Source organism: Pseudomonas sp. R11F (assembly GCF_050312575.1).
Lineage (GTDB): Bacteria > Pseudomonadota > Gammaproteobacteria > Pseudomonadales > Pseudomonadaceae > Aquipseudomonas > Aquipseudomonas palleroniana.
The window spans coordinates 110,211-127,921 of the sequence record NZ_JBNPJU010000067.1; the positions used below are offsets into that span (position 1 = coordinate 110,211).

The 17,711-nt window shown below is 61.3% G+C and carries 17 protein-coding genes; 10 read left to right on the top strand and 7 right to left on the bottom strand.

Annotation, left to right across the window (positions count from 1 at the left end; genetic code table 11):
- Together ACQRBV_RS21115 and ACQRBV_RS21120 are read right to left on the bottom strand one after the other, a co-directional pair.
- Window positions 1-1,542, bottom strand: coding sequence for an EAL domain-containing protein (locus ACQRBV_RS21115; protein ID WP_411984175.1), 1,542 nt, complete (start codon window positions 1,540-1,542; stop codon window positions 1-3).
- 96 nt (window positions 1,543-1,638) lie between these two features.
- Window positions 1,639-2,505, bottom strand: coding sequence for a LysR family transcriptional regulator (locus ACQRBV_RS21120; RefSeq protein ID WP_411984174.1), 867 nt, complete (start codon window positions 2,503-2,505; stop codon window positions 1,639-1,641).
- Window positions 2,506-2,584: 79 nt separating this feature from the next.
- On the opposite strand from ACQRBV_RS21120, the gene ACQRBV_RS21125 reads away from it, so the two are divergent.
- The 3 genes from ACQRBV_RS21125 (at window position 2,585) to ACQRBV_RS21135 (ending at window position 6,210) form a co-directional block, all read left to right on the top strand.
- A complete protein-coding gene (locus ACQRBV_RS21125) occupies window positions 2,585-3,481 on the top strand; it encodes a DMT family transporter (RefSeq protein ID WP_411984173.1) in 897 nt (298 codons plus the stop codon).
- A 255-nt stretch (window positions 3,482-3,736) separates the two neighbouring features.
- Window positions 3,737-4,813: a 4-hydroxyphenylpyruvate dioxygenase gene (hppD, locus tag ACQRBV_RS21130; RefSeq protein ID WP_198761257.1), complete on the top strand. Its 1,077-nt coding sequence runs from the start codon at window positions 3,737-3,739 to the stop codon at window positions 4,811-4,813.
- A gap of 197 nt (window positions 4,814-5,010) precedes the next feature.
- Complete coding sequence (locus ACQRBV_RS21135; protein ID WP_411984172.1) at window positions 5,011-6,210, top strand: dermonecrotic toxin domain-containing protein; 1,200 nt, start codon at window positions 5,011-5,013, stop codon at window positions 6,208-6,210.
- 29 nt (window positions 6,211-6,239) lie between these two features.
- On the opposite strand, the gene rarD is transcribed toward ACQRBV_RS21135, so the two are convergent.
- From rarD to ACQRBV_RS21150, 3 genes are all read right to left on the bottom strand, one after another.
- On the bottom strand, window positions 6,240-7,121 hold the full coding sequence (gene rarD / locus ACQRBV_RS21140; RefSeq protein ID WP_205343891.1) for an EamA family transporter RarD: 882 nt from the start codon (window positions 7,119-7,121) through the stop codon (window positions 6,240-6,242).
- A gap of 161 nt (window positions 7,122-7,282) precedes the next feature.
- The gene (locus ACQRBV_RS21145) at window positions 7,283-8,293 is read right to left on the bottom strand and encodes an aldo/keto reductase (protein WP_411984171.1); all 1,011 of its coding nucleotides are present in this window, start codon (window positions 8,291-8,293) and stop codon (window positions 7,283-7,285) included.
- Window positions 8,294-8,374: 81 nt separating this feature from the next.
- Window positions 8,375-9,277: a LysR family transcriptional regulator gene (locus ACQRBV_RS21150; protein ID WP_104993847.1), complete on the bottom strand. Its 903-nt coding sequence runs from the start codon at window positions 9,275-9,277 to the stop codon at window positions 8,375-8,377.
- A gap of 101 nt (window positions 9,278-9,378) precedes the next feature.
- Between ACQRBV_RS21150 and ACQRBV_RS21155 the strand changes: the two genes are divergently transcribed.
- Window positions 9,379-10,083, top strand: a complete 705-nt coding sequence (locus ACQRBV_RS21155; protein WP_161548019.1) for an SDR family oxidoreductase — start codon at window positions 9,379-9,381, stop codon at window positions 10,081-10,083.
- 102 nt (window positions 10,084-10,185) lie between these two features.
- The gene (locus ACQRBV_RS21160) at window positions 10,186-10,359 is read left to right on the top strand and encodes a hypothetical protein (protein WP_411984170.1); all 174 of its coding nucleotides are present in this window, start codon (window positions 10,186-10,188) and stop codon (window positions 10,357-10,359) included.
- Window positions 10,360-10,403: 44 nt separating this feature from the next.
- On the opposite strand, the gene ACQRBV_RS21165 is transcribed toward ACQRBV_RS21160, so the two are convergent.
- Window positions 10,404-11,714, bottom strand: a complete 1,311-nt coding sequence (locus ACQRBV_RS21165) for an MFS transporter (RefSeq protein WP_060752985.1) — start codon at window positions 11,712-11,714, stop codon at window positions 10,404-10,406.
- Between the two features lie 158 nt (window positions 11,715-11,872).
- Between ACQRBV_RS21165 and ACQRBV_RS21170 the strand changes: the two genes are divergently transcribed.
- The 4 genes from ACQRBV_RS21170 to ACQRBV_RS21185 all read left to right on the top strand — a co-directional run bounded on the left by ACQRBV_RS21170 (window position 11,873) and on the right by ACQRBV_RS21185 (window position 15,917).
- Entirely contained in the window at window positions 11,873-12,979 is a 1,107-nt protein-coding gene (locus ACQRBV_RS21170) for a sugar diacid recognition domain-containing protein (protein WP_411984169.1), read from the top strand.
- A gap of 91 nt (window positions 12,980-13,070) precedes the next feature.
- On the top strand, window positions 13,071-14,210 hold the full coding sequence (locus ACQRBV_RS21175) for a glycerate kinase (RefSeq protein WP_411984168.1): 1,140 nt from the start codon (window positions 13,071-13,073) through the stop codon (window positions 14,208-14,210).
- Window positions 14,211-14,263: 53 nt separating this feature from the next.
- Window positions 14,264-15,334, top strand: a complete 1,071-nt coding sequence (locus ACQRBV_RS21180; protein WP_411984167.1) for a DUF1176 domain-containing protein — start codon at window positions 14,264-14,266, stop codon at window positions 15,332-15,334.
- Between the two features lie 61 nt (window positions 15,335-15,395).
- Entirely contained in the window at window positions 15,396-15,917 is a 522-nt protein-coding gene (locus ACQRBV_RS21185; RefSeq protein WP_411984166.1) for a GNAT family N-acetyltransferase, read from the top strand.
- A 191-nt stretch (window positions 15,918-16,108) separates the two neighbouring features.
- Here the strand turns inward: ACQRBV_RS21185 and ACQRBV_RS21190 are convergent, their stop codons facing one another.
- Window positions 16,109-16,801, bottom strand: a complete 693-nt coding sequence (locus ACQRBV_RS21190) for an aspartate/glutamate racemase family protein (RefSeq protein WP_411984165.1) — start codon at window positions 16,799-16,801, stop codon at window positions 16,109-16,111.
- A 219-nt stretch (window positions 16,802-17,020) separates the two neighbouring features.
- On the opposite strand from ACQRBV_RS21190, the gene ACQRBV_RS21195 reads away from it, so the two are divergent.
- Window positions 17,021-17,689: a DUF3313 domain-containing protein gene (locus ACQRBV_RS21195; protein WP_411984164.1), complete on the top strand. Its 669-nt coding sequence runs from the start codon at window positions 17,021-17,023 to the stop codon at window positions 17,687-17,689.
- The last annotated feature ends 22 nt before the right edge of the window (window positions 17,690-17,711 follow it).

Sequence of the window (17,711 nt, forward strand, 5' to 3'; positions counted from 1 at the left end):
TCAATGGCTGCGCATCGATTTAATGAACTCTTCACCCGGTAGTGGTCTGCCGAACAGATAGCCTTGCAGAAAATCCACACCTTGTGCCGCCAGGTACTCACATTGCTCGGTCGTCTCCACCCCTTCGGCCACAATGCCCAGGTCGAGCTTGCCGGACAGTTCGATGATGCTGTCCAGAATGTGCCGTGAAAGTGCATCCTGGCCAATCATCGCGACGAAGCTCTGGTCTATCTTCAAGTAGTCGACATTGAAGTTGCGCAAATAACCCAGGCTGGAATGGCCAGTGCCGAAGTCATCAATGGCAATCATCACCCCCAGTTCATGCAACGCCTCGAACAAGCGGCGCGTGATATCGGTGGGCTGGATCAACTCACGCTCGGTCAGTTCCAGCACGAGTATGACCTGGCCTGGCGGGAACGCGGCGAGGAACGTGCGGCAGTCCTCCACCAATGCCAGGTCCTCACAATGACGGGCCGTGATATTCACCCCAATATGAAAGCCTGGCGCGAAGCGAGCGGCATGCGGCGCCAGTTGCGCGGCGACCTGGCGCATCAGCGCACGGGTCATCGGCACAATCAGGCCGGAATGCTCGGCCAACGGAATAAACAAGTCGGGCCGCACCAGCCCCTCTTTAGGATGCTGCCAACGCATCAGCACTTCGCAGCCGGCCCACTCCCGGGTATCGCCACGCACGACGGGCTGGTAATAGGCAATGAACTCGTGGGCGCCCAGCGCGCGTTGCAGCTCATGGGTGGGGGCCGATGAGCGCTTTTGCAACCAGTGCGCAAGGACGCCGGCCAGAACGCCGAAAAACACTACCAGGCTGAACACCGCCGGGTAACGTTCCTGCATGTAGCGCAGGATTTCGCCGTCAGGCATGCCGGCGTCCACGCTGTAGAGATAACGCTGGGAAACGAGATGCTGATGGGCCACGGCAAAGGTCGGAGGTGGCGTGGTATGAACGCTGCCATCGGCCGCCAGCCAGTGGGGGCCGACCTGCAGAATCAGCCCCGCGTAACGACTGATCAGGCGCAAGGCATTGGTCAGGTGGTAGCCGTCGATGGAGGCAAAGGCACCTTTGTCGCCGTCTGTAAGGCGGTACACCAGCAGGGCGGTGTTGGGTGTGACCGGGTTGCCATTCATCAACCAAAGCCGTCCTGCAACGTAATCCTCGGGGTTGACCGGTGACTCGTAATGGCTCCCAAACAACGAGCTGCAATAAATATTGCGCTGGAAAGACAAGGTGGTCGCCCGTACAAACGGCCGGCGGGTGACCTGTTCACGCAGTGCCAATTGCACCGCGTTATCACAGGGTTGGCCGGCCAAGGGCAGCAAGGCCCGCGCGGCCAGGTCGGTGTTATCGAGCATCAGGTCGAATTGGCGCACGGCCTCCTGGACGGTCTGTTCGGTGCTTTTCTGCAGGGTGCGTTCGGCCTGCAAATGCAGAATTGGCACCCCCAGCAAAATGGGGAGCAATGCGCTGAGGCCGCTGATCAGGTAGCGAGTGGTTGGGCGTCGTGGACCTTTGGCGGTCAGGGGCATAGAGGATGGCCGGTAACAGAGTGAAAAGGCATACATTGCCGAGGATAGATGGCAACTCAGAGGGATGCTTGCAGGGCCTGAATAAAATCTGCAGCGCTATAACACCTTGCGCGCCCATTCGATAAACGCCAGCGTCGCCGGGGATGACTCGCGCCGGTCCAGTACCGCCAGGCCGATTTCGCGCGGGACGCGGGGCAGGAGAGGGCGCGTCACGTAACGGCTGTCGGTTGCCGAGGGCAAAGACGCCTCGGCGACAACGGTCACACCGTCTCCACGACCCACGGTATCCAGCGTGCTGATCAACTGCGAGCAGTGAAAGCGCACATTCGGGCTCAGCCTTGCGCTGCTGAACAGGTGTGAAACCAGTTCGGACGAGCCGGCTTCGGTGAGGATAAAGGGCTCGTTGCACAGTTGTTCCAGGCTGACGGCCTGGGCCTGGGCCAGGGGATGTCCGGCAGGCAGCAATGCCACCATCTGATCCTGCATCAGTGGGACGGTATCAAAGCGCTCCAGGGGCAGCACCACGAACCCGACATCGATACGCCGATCGTCCAGCCACTGGATCACTTGCCGATCCGGGCCTTCGTGGATATGCACCTCGATCCCCGGATGAGCGGCGCGATAACCCTGCAGGATCTTGGGCAGCAATTGCATCGATGAGGTAGGCCCGAATGAGCCGATCCGCAGGGTGCCGGTGCGCATGCCCCGGGCATCGGCGGCCTCCTGGCGCAGGGTGTTGGCCAGCCCCAGCATCGCACGCGCCCGCGCCAGCAGTTGCCGGCCGATGTCGCTGAGCTCCACTTGGGCCTGATGACGATGCAACAGCTCGACGCCCAGTTCCTGCTCCAGGGACCGAATCGCATGGGACACGGCCGACTGGCTGATCCCGAGACGATGGGCTGCGCTGGTGAAACCCTGGAGCTCGGCGACCAGAGAGAATATCTCAAGCTGGGTAAGGGTCATGAACGTTTACTCATTTTACGATGACAGATCATTAGCCGAAGAATACGCGCATCCCAGCCCTTGAGGAGCTTGAACGCGTATGAATGATCATCTGACCTACCTGAAACTGGTCGCAGTGACTGTCATTTGGGGCGGCACTTTTGTTGCAGGACGCTACCTGGCGCCTGACGTCGACCCTTTGCTGGCCGCAAGTGTGCGCTTTGTGCTGGCGAGCCTGGCGTTGCTGGCGTTTTTGGCCGTGGCGCGGGTTCCCCTGGCACGCCCCAGCCGCAGGCAATTGCTACAGCTGGCGGTGTTGGGCTTTTTCGGCATCTATTTCTATAACCTCTGCTTTTTCTATGGCTTGCATTACACCAATGCTTCGCGGGCCTCATTGATCGTCGCCTTGAATCCGGCCGTGATTGGCCTGGCGGCCTGGCTGTTGTTCAAGGAACGCGCGAGCGCTGCGGGCATTCTGCTGTGCCTGGGCGGTGCGGGGCTGGTGATCGTCAGTCGCAACCCGAACTTGCTGCAGGGCGCGGCCCATGCCTGGCTGGGGGATGGGTTGATCTTTGGCTGCGTGGTGGGGTGGGGCGTCTACTCGTTGTTCTCGCGCAGCCTCAACCAGAGCCTGGGGCCCTTGCAGACCGTCACTTGGTCAATCCTGCTGGGCACCTTGATGCTGACGGTGACGAGTGCGCTGATGGGTGCTTTCACGCTGCAGCGGCTGGCTGCGATCCAGCCTGTTCAATGGTTCAGCCTGGTTTACCTCGGTGTGTTGGGCTCGGCCTTGGCCTACATCGGCTATTACGACGGTATTCGTCGGATTGGCGCGACGCGGTCCGGCGCCTTTATCGCGCTTAACCCGCTGACTGCCGTGATCAGCAGTGCGCTGCTGCTCGACGAGCGACTGACGCCTGTGATGTATGTCGGCGCCGTGTTGATTCTGCTGGGCATCTACCGGTGCAATAAACCCCTTGCAACCGCCAAGGCATAGGGATTTGATAAGGAATAGGACAAATCAGGTTACGCTGTGTAGAATCGATTTACGCATACAAGAATATGGACTTGCGCTCACGCAGGCCTCGGCTGTCAGAGACTGATGTAACCATGAAGCTACTCGGCTCCCCCCTCATTTTCGGTGACTTCCTCGCCCGCAGCGTGCGAGGACTCTCCTGCGCGCCACCGTTGCACCTCATCCTTGCCGGCAGTTGAAATCCGCTTAACCACAAGAATGATGAGGCGCCAAATCATGGCAGATCTATACGAAAACCCGATGGGCCTGATGGGCTTTGAATTTATCGAATTCGCGTCGCCGACCCCTGGTACCCTGGAGCCGATCTTCGAGATCATGGGCTTCAGCAAAGTCGCGACACACCGTTCCAAGAACGTCCATCTGTACCGTCAGGGCGAAATCAACCTGATCCTCAACAACGAACCTGAAAGCCTTGCATCGTATTTCGCGGCCGAACACGGCCCGTCGGTCTGCGGCATGGCGTTTCGCGTCAAGGACTCGCAAAAAGCCTACAACCGCGCACTGGAGCTGGGCGCCCAGCCGATCCATATCGAAACCGGCCCGATGGAGCTGAACCTGCCTGCCATCAAGGGCATCGGTGGTGCACCGTTGTACCTGATCGACCGTTTCGGCGAAGGCAACTCGATCTATGACATCGACTTCGTGTACCTCGAAGGCGTGGACCGCAACCCACAGGGCGCGGGCTTGAAAGTCATCGACCACTTGACCCACAACGTCTATCGCGGGCGCATGGTCTACTGGGCCAACTTCTACGAGAAACTGTTCAATTTCCGTGAAGCGCGCTACTTCGATATCAAGGGCGAATACACCGGCCTGACGTCCAAGGCCATGAGTGCTCCGGACGGCATGATCCGCATCCCGCTGAACGAGGAGTCGTCCAAGGGCGCGGGCCAGATCGAAGAGTTCCTGATGCAGTTCAACGGCGAAGGCATCCAGCACGTGGCGTTCCTGACCGACGACCTGGTCAAGACCTGGGACGCGCTGAAGAAGATCGGCATGCGCTTCATGACTGCGCCACCGGACACCTACTACGAAATGCTCGAAGGCCGCCTGCCGAACCACGGCGAGCCGGTGGATCAGCTGCAAGCACGCGGCATCCTGCTCGATGGTTCGTCGATCGAGGGCGACAAACGCCTGCTGCTGCAGATTTTCTCGGAAACCCTGATGGGCCCGGTGTTCTTCGAATTCATCCAGCGCAAAGGCGATGACGGCTTCGGTGAGGGCAATTTCAAGGCGCTGTTCGAATCGATCGAACGTGACCAGGTGCGCCGGGGCGTGTTGACGGCGGACTGATCGACTCGTTCGCAATACTTGAAAGCCCGGCCGGGAGTCTTCCCTGCTGGGCTTTTTTGTATGCGCTGTATAGGTTGACCATGGCCGGCAGGACAACGGAACCGGTTGGGCAAGACCCTCCACAAAGAGGACAGTGACGCAGGTAGCCGGTCGCGTCCGATGTAGGGAAATCTTCATCTGATTAAAGAGGTTTTCTGATGAATATTGCATCTTTGCCTGGGCACCCACCGGCGCCCACCGTCACATCCAAACCGCCTGATCCAGCTCCCGCAGCGCAGACGTTGCAGCGCAGTGACCAGGCCCGCCGTCGGTTCATTGATGAAGCCGATGAGGCATTTCGCGATGATGTCCTGAGTGTCGAAGGCAAGAAACTGGTGGATGCGGTCGTGTATCCAGGCACGCGTGGGGCACCCGGAGTGCAAGTGTCTACGTTCGCGGTCGATGGGGTTCAAGCCAATGACATTGTGATGATCAAGCGCGTGCCTGCCACGGCTGAGGGGCCGAATTTCCTGCTGTATGTACCGGAGGAGGGCCAGTATGCATTCTACGAGTTCAAAGACCGCGAGGAACTGACCGACTGGGTTAAAACGATGGCCCGCGACCCAAAGGAGCTGGATAGTTTTGCGCGGCACTTTTCCAACGATAGGGCGCCCCAGCAGGTCGAACGGGTCAGGCAGAGGCTGGTTGACTTTGCCGATAACGATATCAATGCAGTGGTGGGCAGTTTCGCTCGGGTCAAAGGCGATGTCTTCACGTATCTGAGCGGAACAGGCAGCGTGCCACCGGCTCCCGTCAAGGGTTTGACCGGTACTCGGCTTTACAATCTTGCGCCCGATGGCAGCGCGACTTACCTAGGGAAGCGCACCGACGGCAAGGAGGTTATCTATAAGTACGACGCCTATGGAAACCTGCATGGCGCAGCCCGTGACGGTTTCTACTTCGTGAAAAACGCTTTGAACGATGATCAGCCGCTGCAATTGCTTTCATTCGATCAATACCGCCAGACGGTGACGAGCGTTGCGCTCGACAACGTTGGTGCCAATGACTTGAACGGACTCTACGAAGAACTCCTCAAGCAACTCAGAAACCCAGGCCATGGCCTTGGCAAGGCGCTGACAGCATTGGGGGTTCCCGAGGATGTGGCACATTCCCTTGAGGCCCAATTGACCAATCCCGGGAGCGGCACATTGGTTGAGTTGAACAGGGATAACCGGATCGGCAAGTTGTTCGGTGTGGACCAGAAAACGATGGATGCGCAACTGGAAAACCTCGGTGAGCAAGCCCAAGGCGAGATCCCGTATTATGGTACAACCCGAACAGTACTGACGGGGTTGGCTGATGGTGTTGAGCAGATAGCGCCGGTGCGCCCTGCAAGCACCACGGTGAGAACCGGCTGAGCCGGCAGCCAGACCGCCTGCGCCCGCTATCAGGCTCTACGCTGACGCACCAGGTGCTTGAACCCTTCGTACACCAGGACCATCACCGCCAACCAGATCGGAATATAGGTCAACCATTGCCCGTCCTTGATCCCTTCGCCCAGCAGTAACGCTACACCCAGCAGCAATACCGGTTCCACGTAACTGAGCAGCCCGAACAGGCTGAATGCCAACAAACGGCTGGCGATGATGTAGCTCACCAGTGCCGAGGCACTGATCAAGCCCAGGATGGGAATCAACGCATACAGTCTCGGCTGGGCGTCGAGCACCGCGAAACCCTGGTCGCCACTTTGCACGAACCACCAGGCCACCGGCAGCATCAGCGCCATATCCAGCCACAGGCCGCCCAGGTGGTCGGTGGTCAGGTACTTGCGCACCACGAAATACACCGGGTAGCCGATGACCACCACCAGCGTCGCCCAGGAAAACCCGCCAGCCCGATACAACTCGTTCAGCACGCCGATGGCGGCGAACACCACGGCAATCTGTTGCAGGCGCGACAGATGTTCGCCATACACCAGGCGCCCGGTCAGCACCATGCTCAGCGGCAGCAGGAAATACCCCACCGACACGTCCAGGCTGCGCCCATTCAGCGGCGCCCACATGAACAACCACAACTGCGCGCCCAGCAGCGCCGACGACAGCAGTACACCGACGATCAAGCGTGGTTTGGCCGCCAACATCCGCAGCACGTCCCACACGCGGCGCCATTCGCCGCTGACGATCATGAACACCGTCATGCAGGGCGCGGTCAGCAACATGCGCCAGCCGAAAATCTCCAGGCCACTCAAGGGCGTCAGCAGGGATGTGAAGTAATACATCACGGCAAACAGCACCGAGGCCAAGACCGATAACGCAACACCTTTAGACACGCCGTCCTCGCGAAAACTGTTAGATACAAAGAGCAGGCGATTATGGTGCTTTTGGCGGCAGGTTGTGCGCTGTTTTGGAGCGTTTGATGGAATTTTTTTGCGCACTGCCTGCGGCACGGGCGGGTGGCGGCAAACCCGCGCGCGCCGACAGGGGTTGATCATCAGGAGCGGGCGATGCGCCCTGAGACGAAATGGCCCACATCATTGAAGCCCGGTGTGGACGAATGCCCAGGCGTCACCAGCGCGTCGATAAACGCCTCATCCTGCGCCGTGATCTTCACGTCCAGCGCTCCCGTGTAGGCATCCCACTGCGCCTCGATACGCGGTCCGACAATGGCCGAACTCACCGCCGAATGGTTCAGCACCCAGGCAATCGCAAACTCGACTATCCCCACGCCACGGCCTTGGGTGTACTGCTGAATCTGTTGGGCTATGCGCAACGACTCGACGCGCCATTCGGTTTCCAGAATGCGCTTGTCCTGGCGTGCCGCGCGGCTGCCGGCTTCGGGGGTTGCATCAGGCGCGTACTTGCCGCTGAGCACGCCGCGGGCCAGCGGGCTGTAAGGCACCACGCCCAAGCCATAGGCGGCGGCCGCCGTGAGTTGCTCGACCTCGGCCTGACGGTTGACGATGTTATACAGCGGCTGGCTGATGATCGGCTTGTCCACGCCCAGATGCTCGGCGACCCGGATCACCTCGGCAATGCGCCAGCCACGATAATTGGACAGGCCCCAGTAGCGGATCTTGCCCTGGCGGATCAGATCGCCGATGGCTGACACCGTAGCCTCCAAGGGGGTGTCGTGGTCTTCACGGTGCAGGTAATAGATATCCAGGTAATCGGTGTCCAGGCGTGCCAGGCTGGCCTCCAGCGCATTGAAAATACGCTTGCGGCTCAACCCGCTGCGGTTGGGCAAACCTTCTGCCGGGCCGATGCCGACTTTCGACGCCACCACCCAATCCTGGCGGTTACGCGCAATGGCCTCACCCACGATCTCTTCGGAGCGCCCGCCGGTATACACGTCAGCCGTGTCGATAAAGTTGATGCCTTGGTCCCAGGCTTTGTCGATGATGCGCAGCGAGTCTTCAGTGCTGGTCTGTTCACCAAACATCATGGTGCCGAGTGTCAGTGCGCTGACCTTCAAGCCGGACTGGCCCAGTGTGCGGTAAATCATGGAAAGCTCCTCGTGGCGTTGAAACGTAACTCCTGCAATACCAGACCGGACCGCTCTGGAACAAGCCCTGCCCAGGTTTCTTCATGCACTCAGCAACGCCTGGCAGCGTAGCTGAAGAAAACGATGCAGTACTTTCACGCGTTCCGACACTTGCAGGCGATGGGGGCACATCAGGTTGAACGGCGTCGGCTCGCCTTGCCAATCGGTCAGCAGCGGCACCAGCCGCCCGGCTTGGATATCGCGGGCGATGTCCAGGGCGGCTTTATAGGCGATGCCATGGCCGGCCAGGGCCCAGCGCCGAACGATTTCACCATCGTCACTCAGATAGTCGCCCGTGACCTCGACTTCCTGCAGGTGCGTGCCCTGGCGAAAATACCAGGTGTTATTGGCCTGCCCACGGCGCATATAACGCAATGCACTGTGTTGCGCCAAATCCGCCGGCTGGCTCGGTGTGCCATGACGCGCGAGGTAGTCGGGGCTGGCGCAGGCAATGCGCCGATGGCCCGGTACCACCGGCAGCGCCACCAGGCTTGAGTCTCGGGGGACGCCAAAGCGCAGGGCAATGTCGACGGTGTCGCGGAACAGGTCGGCGTTGCTGTCATTGAGCAGCAGTTGCAAGCGGATGTTCGGGTGTTCGACCTTGAACTCATCCAGCCAGCCCAGCAGCACGTTGCGCCCAAAATCCGAAGGTGCCGCCAGTTGCAACAAGCCGCTCAGGCTCTGGCCCTGTTGCTTGATGGCCTGTTCGCCTTCCGCCAGGGCTTCCAGTGCCACCCGTACGCTGTCCAGATAACGCCGGCCTTCCTCGGTCAAGCGCATGCTGCGGGTGGAACGCGCGAGCAGGCGCACACCAAGCCGGGTCTCCAGGCGCTTGAGGGCGATGCTCGCGGCGGCCGGCGTCAGGCCCAGCCCACGTGCTGCGGCCGACAAGCTGCCGCTATCGGCGGTGCGCACAAAGACTTCAAGGTCCAGGGTCGAGCTCATCTGTAAAATTCCTTTAAAGATCTTGTCGTTTTACCGGGATTTTTCGCGGATTGCCAAGCGAGGAAGATGAACGCTCACTTTCTGACCTTGGATGTTTCTCTATGAACGCTTCCCTCAACGGTAAAACCGTCATCGTGATCGGTGGCAGCAGCGGGATCGGTGCGGCAGTCGCCAAGGCCGCCGCTGCGCGTGGCGCACAGGTGGTACTGGCCGGGCGTCGGCTGACATCCGGCGTAGACAACGGTCTGCGCAGCGAACCGGTCGACGTCACCGACGCCGCGTCCTTGCAGCGTCTGTTCGCGACGGTGGGGCGCTTTGATCACCTGGTGTATACGTCCGGCCCGTCGGTGCGTGCCAAGACGCTGGTCGAGACCGATTTGCTCGAGGCCCAGGACAATTTCAACGTGAAACTCTGGGGCGCGTTGCGCGCCATCCAGCAGGCGCTGCCGTATTTGCATGAGCACGGCAGCATCAGCCTGACCTCGGGGCAACTGGGGCGCAAGTTGGCGCCCGGCCAGTTCATCAAGACCGGCATCAATGCGGCGACCGAGGCGCTGGGCAAGCAACTGGCCAAAGAGTTGGCGCCACGTCGGGTCAATGTGGTCAGCCCGGGGGTGATTGACACACCGGCGTATGCCGGGTTGGCCGAGGAACAGCGCCTGGCGATGTTCGCCAAGGCTGGCGAAGGCCTGCCGGTAGGTCGTGTGGGGCAGGCTGAAGAAGTGGCGGCGGGGTATGTGCTGGCCATGGAAAATGGCTTTATGACCGGCGCCGTGATCGACATTGACGGTGGCGGCCTGTTGTAGGCACGGGCAAGGTCGATGGGAACGCAATCGTCGGTGAGACCACACAGGCTGTAACTGCCGATGCCTGGCAGTGTTCATCCAATGATCCCAAGGAGAAACCCCATGTCCTCAGTAAACCAGCCGACGGCGTTCCCAAGCGCCAATCATCTGATCGAGTCGATTATCGCCACGCTGCAAAACAAGCCGCCGGTTGAAAACCGTCCGCTTAGCGAGGATCAGCAGCGAGTCTTGAACGGGCTGCCGATTCAGCCGCAACCCGCTCAAGTGACTTACTGATCAGTGGCTCCCACGCATTCACAGGCGTGGGAGCCATGGACGGCTCAGGTCCTGAGGCTACGCGTCATGCGCAGCGCCAACAGGCTACCGGCGACAATCACGGCCGCCAGCAGGTACAGCGCCATGTCCGTGGAGCCGGTGGCATCTTTCACAAAGCCGACGATATACGGGCTCAGAAAGCCCGCCATCTGGCCCATGGAGTTGATCAGCGCCAGGCCGCCTGCCGCCGCACCGGCGCTAAGCATTGCCGTGGGCACCGGCCAGAACATCGGCAGGCCGGTCAGGGCGCCCATGGTGGCGATCGTCAGGCCCAGAATCGCCAGGGCTGGCGTGGTGGCGAAATTCACCGCAATCACCAGGCCGATTGCGCCCATCAACATCGGTACGACCAAATGCCAGCGCCGCTCTTTACGCAAATCGGCCGAGCGCCCCACCAGCAGCATGAACACCGCCGCCAGCAAATATGGGATGGCGCTGAGCCAGCCGATCACCAGGTTATCGCTGAAACCCAGGTTCTTGATGATCGACGGCAGCCAGAAGTTGATCGCGTACACGCCGCTCTGGATGCAGAAATAGATCAGGCCGAACGCCCAGATCGCCGGGTTTCGGAACACTTCGGCCAATGAGTCGCTGGTGGTTTTCGGTTTGTTCGCCAAATCGGTCGCCTGGTCGGCTTCCAATACCTCACGTTCGTGGGGTTTGAGCCACTTGGCGTTGGCGAAGTTATCGCTGAGCAGGAAGTAGGCAAGGGCGCCGAGGATCACGGTGGGGATGCCCTGCAACAGGAACATCCATTGCCAGCCCGCCAGGCCACCTTGACCGGCGGCGAAGTGGTTGAGGATCCAGCCGGAGAACGGGCTGCCGAGCAAGCCGGAAACCGGGATCGCCGACATGAACAACGCCATGATGCGCCCACGGCGAAAGGTCGGGAACCACTGCGAAAGGTACAGCACCACACCCGGGAAGAACCCGGCCTCGGCGGCACCGGTCAACAGGCGCAGGGTGTAGAAATGCGTCGGTGTGGTGACGAACAGCAGGCAGGTAGACAGCGTGCCCCACACGATCATCATCAGCGCAATCCAGCGCCGTGGGCCGAACCGGGTCAGCGCCAGGTTGCTCGGTACGCCGCACAGCACGTAGCCGATAAAGAAGATACCGGCACCGAGGCCGTACACGGTTTCGCTGAATTTCAACGCATCGAGCATCTGCAGTTTGGCAAAGCCAACGTTTACCCGGTCGAGGTAATTGAACAGATAGCAGATAAAGATGAAGGGGATCAGGCGCAGGGTAATGCGCTGATAGATGGCGTTTTTATCGTCATCGGTGGCCAGTGTGGCAGCGGCGCTCTGTGACATGGGGTTCTCTCTTTATTATGATTTTTCGCGATGCGAGGGTAACGTTGATCGCCCAAACAGTCTCGGTGACGTGATGGGGTACTGTCTTTGTGCTCGCGCACAGTCGAGCGCCCTTTGCGCTGTGCCGCTGAACAACCGCTTTCCAGGAAAATAGCCCCATGTTCGAGTTGGATCATGACCTGGCGCAGGATATTGTCGATCGCACCATGGCAATCCTGCCTTACAACGTCAACGTCATGGACAGCCAGGGCCTGATCCTGGGCAGTGGTGAGCCGGAGCGCATCAATACCCGCCACGAAGGCGCGCAGCTGGTGCTGGCCAATGGTCGCGTGGTGGAAATCGACGGCCAGACCGCCAAGCACCTCAAGGGGGTGCAGCCGGGCATCAACCTGCCATTGCTGCATGACCAGCGCCTGATCGGTGTGCTGGGGATTACCGGCGAACCCGAAGGGCTGCGCACCTACGCCGAGCTGGTGCGCATGACCGCTGAAATGCTGGTGAGCCACCGTCACCAGCAAGCCGAACAGCAATGGCGCCGGCAGCGCTGTGATGATCTGCTCGCCTTGTTGCTGGCCGACAGTGGCGACTCACCACGGCTGGTGGACGAAGCCCAACAGTTGGGGCTCAAGCCGCAGATGCCCCGTACGCCGTACCTGTTCGAGCTGGGGCCGGGGCAATCGGCCGAGGCCTTGAGTGCCTGGCTGGGCAGTCGCTACCCGGACAGTTGGTGTGTCAGCTCGGCGCAGTTCTCGCTGTTGTGGTGTCGGCCGGCAATCTTGCCGGTGGACAACCCGCGCCTGCTGGAAAAGCTCGATGGCCAGGGCTGGAACATCCTGCGTGTAGCTGTGGGCGGGCAGGCCGATGGCTTGGCCGGGTTGCGTCGTTGCTACCGACGTGTCAGCGATCTGCTGGCCTACGGCCGGGATGTACTACCTCAGTCACGCCTGCTGACCCTCAACCGTTACCGCCTGCCGGTGATGCTCTGGCGTCATCGCAACGATGATGCCCTGGACGAATTGCTCAACCCGCTGCGCAAAGTCCTGGCCAAGGACGGCAACGGCCAGCTGCTCGCCACCTTGCGCAGTTGGTGCGAACACGATGGCCAAAGCCAGGCGTGCGCCGATGCCCTGGGCATCCATCGCAACAGTTTGCGTTATCGCATGGAGCGTATCGCCGAACTCAGCGGGGTCGACCCCCTGACACTGGACGGCATGCTCGCCCTCTACCTGGGCGTACAGCTGTTGCCCCAGGCTTTGTCGGAATGAACAACAAAGCTCATCCACACTTGTGCATCGGACCGGCGTCATCCCCGCAGACAACTGGCAGCATGGGCGTTATAAAAACCGGAGAAAGCCCATGAAAATCATCATCGCCCCCGACTCGTTCAAGGACAGCCTGAGTGCTGAAGGCGTTGCCCAGGCCATTGCCGAAGGGCTGGCCGAGGTCTGGCCGGATGCGCAATGCATCCAGTGTCCGATGGCGGATGGCGGTGAAGGGACGGTGGATGCGGTACTCGCCGCCTGCAACGGCGAACTGCGCCGCCAATGGGTGCGTGGCCCGCTGGGCGGCACAGTCGAGGCACGCTGGGGCTGGTTAGCAGCCAGCCACACTGCGATGATCGAAATGGCTGAGGCGAGCGGCCTGCAACGGGTACCGCCAGGGCAGCGCGACGCATGCTCCAGCACCACCTACGGCACCGGCGAGCTGATCCGTGCCGCCTTGGACCTGGGGGCCCGCCGTATCATCCTGGCGATTGGCGGCAGCGCCACCAATGACGCGGGTGCCGGCGCCATGCAGGCCCTCGGCGTGCAACTGCTCGATGACCGACAACAACCGCTGCCTGACGGCGGCCTGGCGTTGGCGCGCCTGGCGCATCTCAACCTGGAGCGGTTGGACCCGCGCCTGGCGCAGGTGCAATTTGAAATCGCGGCGGATGTGAACAACCCACTGTGTGGCCCCCAGGGCGCCTCAGCTATTTTCGGCCCGCAAAAGGGCGCCAATCCCGCACAGGTCCAACAGCTGGATGCAGCCCTCGGCCACTTCGCCGACCACTGCGCCAGGGTGCTGCCCAAGGATGTGCGCGACGAGCCCGGCAGCGGCGCCGCCGGTGGCCTGGGCTTTGCCGCCAAGGCGTTTCTAGGCGCGCAGTTTCGGGCCGGCGTTGAAGTGGTGGCCGAACTGGTGGGCCTGGACGCTGCCGTACGCGGCGCCGACCTGGTGATCACCGGCGAAGGCCGCTTCGACGCCCAGACCCTGCGCGGTAAAACCCCGTTTGGCGTGGCCCGTATCGCCCAGCGGCACCAGGTGCCGGTGATCGTGATCGCCGGCACCCTGGGCGATGGCTATGAACAGATGTACGCCCATGGCGTGGCGGCGGCGTTCGCCTTGCCGAACGGGCCGATGAGCCTGGAGCAGGCCTGCGCCGAGGCGCCGCGTTTGTTGCGCGAGCGGGCGGCAGATGTTGCACGGGTGTGGCGGACCGCTTCCGGCCGCTGACGCCATGCACTGAACATGGGACAATCCGCGCCTTTCAGACACGGAGAGTCCCCATGCTACGCCCCGCATTACTGGCCTTGTCGCTGGCCGGCGCCACCTTTCCAGCCTTCGCCCAACCGCCCGCCGAAACCGTGCCCTTGCTGCGGGAAATCAAGCAATGGGTGACCGGCTGCGACAACCTGCGCAATTGCCATGCCCTCAGTGCGCCCAGCGGCGTCGACGAAGAGGACTACAGCTCCCTGACCTTGCACATCTGGCATCAGGCCGGCCCGCAGGGGTATCCGCGTTTGCGTTTTGATCATCGTGGTGAGGCGGTGGACCTTTCTACATTGCTGTTGGATGGTCAGCCTCTGGGCCTGGAGTTGACGCAGGCATTGCACGTGGAGCTGGACGATGAGGGCGAAGACCCCCAGGTTCAGTCCTACGGCGTGATCGATGAAGCACCGGCTCGCCTCTGGTTGCAGCGGTTGCGCAACGGTCAGCGTTTGCAGGTGCCGGGAGATGAGAGCGCGCATGTATCGCTCAGCGGGCTGAGCGCTTCGCTGCTGTTGATGGATGCAGTGCAAGGTCGCCTGGATAACGTCACCGCACTGGCGCGGCCGGGCAAAGGGGCGGCGAGTGAAGTACCGGCGCGTTTGCCGCTACCGCTATTGCGCAAGTTCCCGGCTGCGCCACCGCTGACTGCACAGGAGCAGGCCGGCTTGGCGGCCGCCGCCGTGAAAGCCATCACGCAGACCGATACCGAGATGGCGCCGCAGGCTGAAGTCGGCGCGCTGAGTGCGGCGCAAGCCATGAGCGTGGTGCGCTATGACTGCGCCGCCTACAACTGCGAGTACGATGTCACCAGCCGCCAGCGCCAGGCACCTTACGGCGAAACCCCACTGACCCTGCAACCCTTGCCGTTGGACGGCGCGGCGCTGCAAGGCTCGGTCGGGTATGACGAAGCCACTGGCACGTTGAGCTATTTCTATAAACAGCGTGGGATTGGGGATTGCGGTGCTGGAGGCGTCTGGGTGTATGACGGCAAGGGCTTCCAGCTCAGCGAATTCAAGATGATGCCGCGCTGTACCGGCGTGGGTTATGGCGATTGGCCGTCGCTCTGGTCGAGCGCTCCAGCGCGCTAGCCAGCCGGCGGGTTGGGCCTCTACACTGGCTGGCCACGTGTCTTTCAAAGGATGAAACACAATGCACGCACCTGAACCCCATATCGTGATCCAGCGCTTTACCGAGGCCCATCTGGAGGGCGTTACTGCGCTGTATAACGACCCGGCTGTGTGCCGTCAGGTGCTGCAAATGCCTTTTCAATCCGTGGAGTCTTGGCGCAAGCGCCTGGTGATGGACAACGAACGGCGGCTGCAACTGGTGGCGGTGCATGGCGGTGAGGTCATCGGCAACCTCGGTATGGAGCAGAACGCCCGCGTTCGCCAAAGCCACATCGCCGGCTTGGGCATGGGGGTCGCTACCGCCTGGCAGGGCAAAGGTGTGGGTTCGAAGCTATTGAGCGCTGCGTTGGAAGTGGCTGACAACTGGATGAACCTGCGCCGCGTCGAATTGACGGTGTATGCCGACAACGAAGCCGCGCACGCGCTCTATCGCAAGTTCGGCTTTGAGGTCGAGGGCTGCCTGCGCGATTACGGTGTGCGCGATGGGGTGTTTGTCGACGCGCTGAGCATGGCGCGCCTGCGCAAAGGCGCGGACAACGGGTAACCTGTGGCGAGGGAGCTTGCTCCCGCTGGACTGCGTAGCAGGCCCAGTCGTTTCAAACCAAAAGCTGGGGCCGCTTTGCGACCCAGCGGGAGCAAGCTCCCTCGCCACAGGGACAATGTTCATCCTTAATTGAGCTCGCCCCCTCCCGCAGTTGACTTCAGATGGCTTGGATTAATGTCGATGGCCTTGGCTTAGTCCTGTAAAGCAAACGCCACCGCCGCCCGCGCATGCAGCTCGGTGCTGTCCAGCAGTGGCAGGTTGCTGTGTTCGGGCTGGATCAGCAGGCAGATCTCGGTGCACCCCAGGATGATGGCCTGGGCACCTCGCTCGGCGAGGCTGTCGATCACCCGTTGGTAGACCTGGCGGGAAGCTTCGCTGATCACCCCCACGCACAACTCTTCGTAGATGATCCGGTGCACGGCCTGGCGTTCGTCTGCATCAGGCACCAGCACGCTCAAACCCTGGGCGGCCAGGCGTGATTTGAGAAAATCCTGCTCCATGGTGAACGCCGTACCCAGCAGGCCCACGGTCAGGGTGCCCGCCGCAAGGGCTGCGGCCGCGGTGGCATCGGCGATATGCAGGAACGGAATCGACACCGCGGCCTCGATGCGCGGCGCCACCAAATGCATGGTATTGGTACACAGCACCACGCAATCGGCGCCGCCGGCCTGCAGGCGGCGCGCCGCGTCTTGCAGAATCACTGCGGTGTCATCCCAACGCCCGGCATGCTGGGCTTGTTCCACCGGGCCGAAGTCCACGCTGTACATCAACAACTGCGCCGAGCGCAGTGGGCCGAGCTGGTCGCGCACGCTCTGGTTGATGATGCGGTAATACTCGGCGCTGGATTCCCAGCTCATGCCGCCGATAAGGCCAATGGTGCGCATGCGATGCTCCTGAAGAGGAATGTCGCGTTACCTTACCCACCGCTCGTGGATTAGTCATACGCAGTTGCCTGCGAAATGACCGGTGCAGTTCACCTCTCAAGCGCAACAGAGCGCGCCTCTACCACTGCGGCAAAACTTGCCGGCAGAAACCCTTGATTGCGCAAAGTTGGCTATACCTACAGCTCAATATTCCGGTGATGACCGACAGGGAGTTCAATGATGAAGTCAAGGCTAATGATCAGCACGCTGTGCATCGCCTCGCTCGCAATGGCGGGCTGCGCGAGCAAGGTCACCCAACCCGACGAGTACTCGGGGTTTCTATCGGACTACAGTCAGCTCAAGGAAGCCAAGTCGCCTTCGGGCGCTGAAGTGATGCGCTGGGTCGAGCCTAATCTGAACCTGCGCAACTACACGGCGGTATTTGTCGAGCCGACCCAGTTTTACCCCAAGCCCCAGGCAACCACTAAAATCCCGCAAGGCACCCTGGACGGCATCAATGCCTACTACAACCAGGCGCTCAAGCGTGAGCTGGTCAAGTCGTTGCCGCTGGCGAGTGCGCCGGGGCCTGGGGTGATTGTGGTGCGTGCCGCCATCACCGCCGTAAGCAGCAAGACCGAAAGCCTCAAGCCTTACGAATACGTCCCCGTGGCCCTGTTGGCGGCGGCCGTGAGTACCGGCGCCGGCATCCGCGATCAGGAAACCACCCTGGGCACCGAAGCGCAGTTCCTCGACGGTGGCAATGGCAAGGTGCTCGCCCAAGTGGTGCGCAAAGGCACCGGCAAGCCCCTGTCCAATGATTCCCAGGTCATGAAGGCCGATGATGTGAAAAGTGTGATCGATGCCTGGGCTTCGGATCTGCATCAATCCTATGCCAAGTTCAAACACTGATGATTGCGTGCAAGCAGGAGCG

Bases quoted from the DNA above. Each gene is read 5' to 3' on its own strand.
- ACQRBV_RS21115 (WP_411984175.1), bottom strand. From the start codon at position 1,542: ATGCCCCTGACCGCCAAAGGTCCACGACGCCCAACCACTCGCTACCTG.
- ACQRBV_RS21120 (WP_411984174.1), bottom strand. From the start codon at position 2,505: ATGACCCTTACCCAGCTTGAGATATTCTCTCTGGTCGCCGAGCTCCAG.
- ACQRBV_RS21125 (WP_411984173.1), top strand. From the start codon at position 2,585: ATGAATGATCATCTGACCTACCTGAAACTGGTCGCAGTGACTGTCATT.
- hppD (WP_198761257.1), top strand. From the start codon at position 3,737: ATGGCAGATCTATACGAAAACCCGATGGGCCTGATGGGCTTTGAATTT.
- ACQRBV_RS21135 (WP_411984172.1), top strand. From the start codon at position 5,011: ATGAATATTGCATCTTTGCCTGGGCACCCACCGGCGCCCACCGTCACA.
- ACQRBV_RS21145 (WP_411984171.1), bottom strand. From the start codon at position 8,293: ATGATTTACCGCACACTGGGCCAGTCCGGCTTGAAGGTCAGCGCACTG.
- ACQRBV_RS21150 (WP_104993847.1), bottom strand. From the start codon at position 9,277: ATGAGCTCGACCCTGGACCTTGAAGTCTTTGTGCGCACCGCCGATAGC.
- ACQRBV_RS21155 (WP_161548019.1), top strand. From the start codon at position 9,379: ATGAACGCTTCCCTCAACGGTAAAACCGTCATCGTGATCGGTGGCAGC.
- ACQRBV_RS21160 (WP_411984170.1), top strand. From the start codon at position 10,186: ATGTCCTCAGTAAACCAGCCGACGGCGTTCCCAAGCGCCAATCATCTG.
- ACQRBV_RS21165 (WP_060752985.1), bottom strand. From the start codon at position 11,714: ATGTCACAGAGCGCCGCTGCCACACTGGCCACCGATGACGATAAAAAC.
- ACQRBV_RS21170 (WP_411984169.1), top strand. From the start codon at position 11,873: ATGTTCGAGTTGGATCATGACCTGGCGCAGGATATTGTCGATCGCACC.
- ACQRBV_RS21175 (WP_411984168.1), top strand. From the start codon at position 13,071: ATGAAAATCATCATCGCCCCCGACTCGTTCAAGGACAGCCTGAGTGCT.
- ACQRBV_RS21180 (WP_411984167.1), top strand. From the start codon at position 14,264: ATGCTACGCCCCGCATTACTGGCCTTGTCGCTGGCCGGCGCCACCTTT.
- ACQRBV_RS21185 (WP_411984166.1), top strand. From the start codon at position 15,396: ATGCACGCACCTGAACCCCATATCGTGATCCAGCGCTTTACCGAGGCC.
- ACQRBV_RS21190 (WP_411984165.1), bottom strand. From the start codon at position 16,801: ATGCGCACCATTGGCCTTATCGGCGGCATGAGCTGGGAATCCAGCGCC.
- ACQRBV_RS21195 (WP_411984164.1), top strand. From the start codon at position 17,021: ATGAAGTCAAGGCTAATGATCAGCACGCTGTGCATCGCCTCGCTCGCA.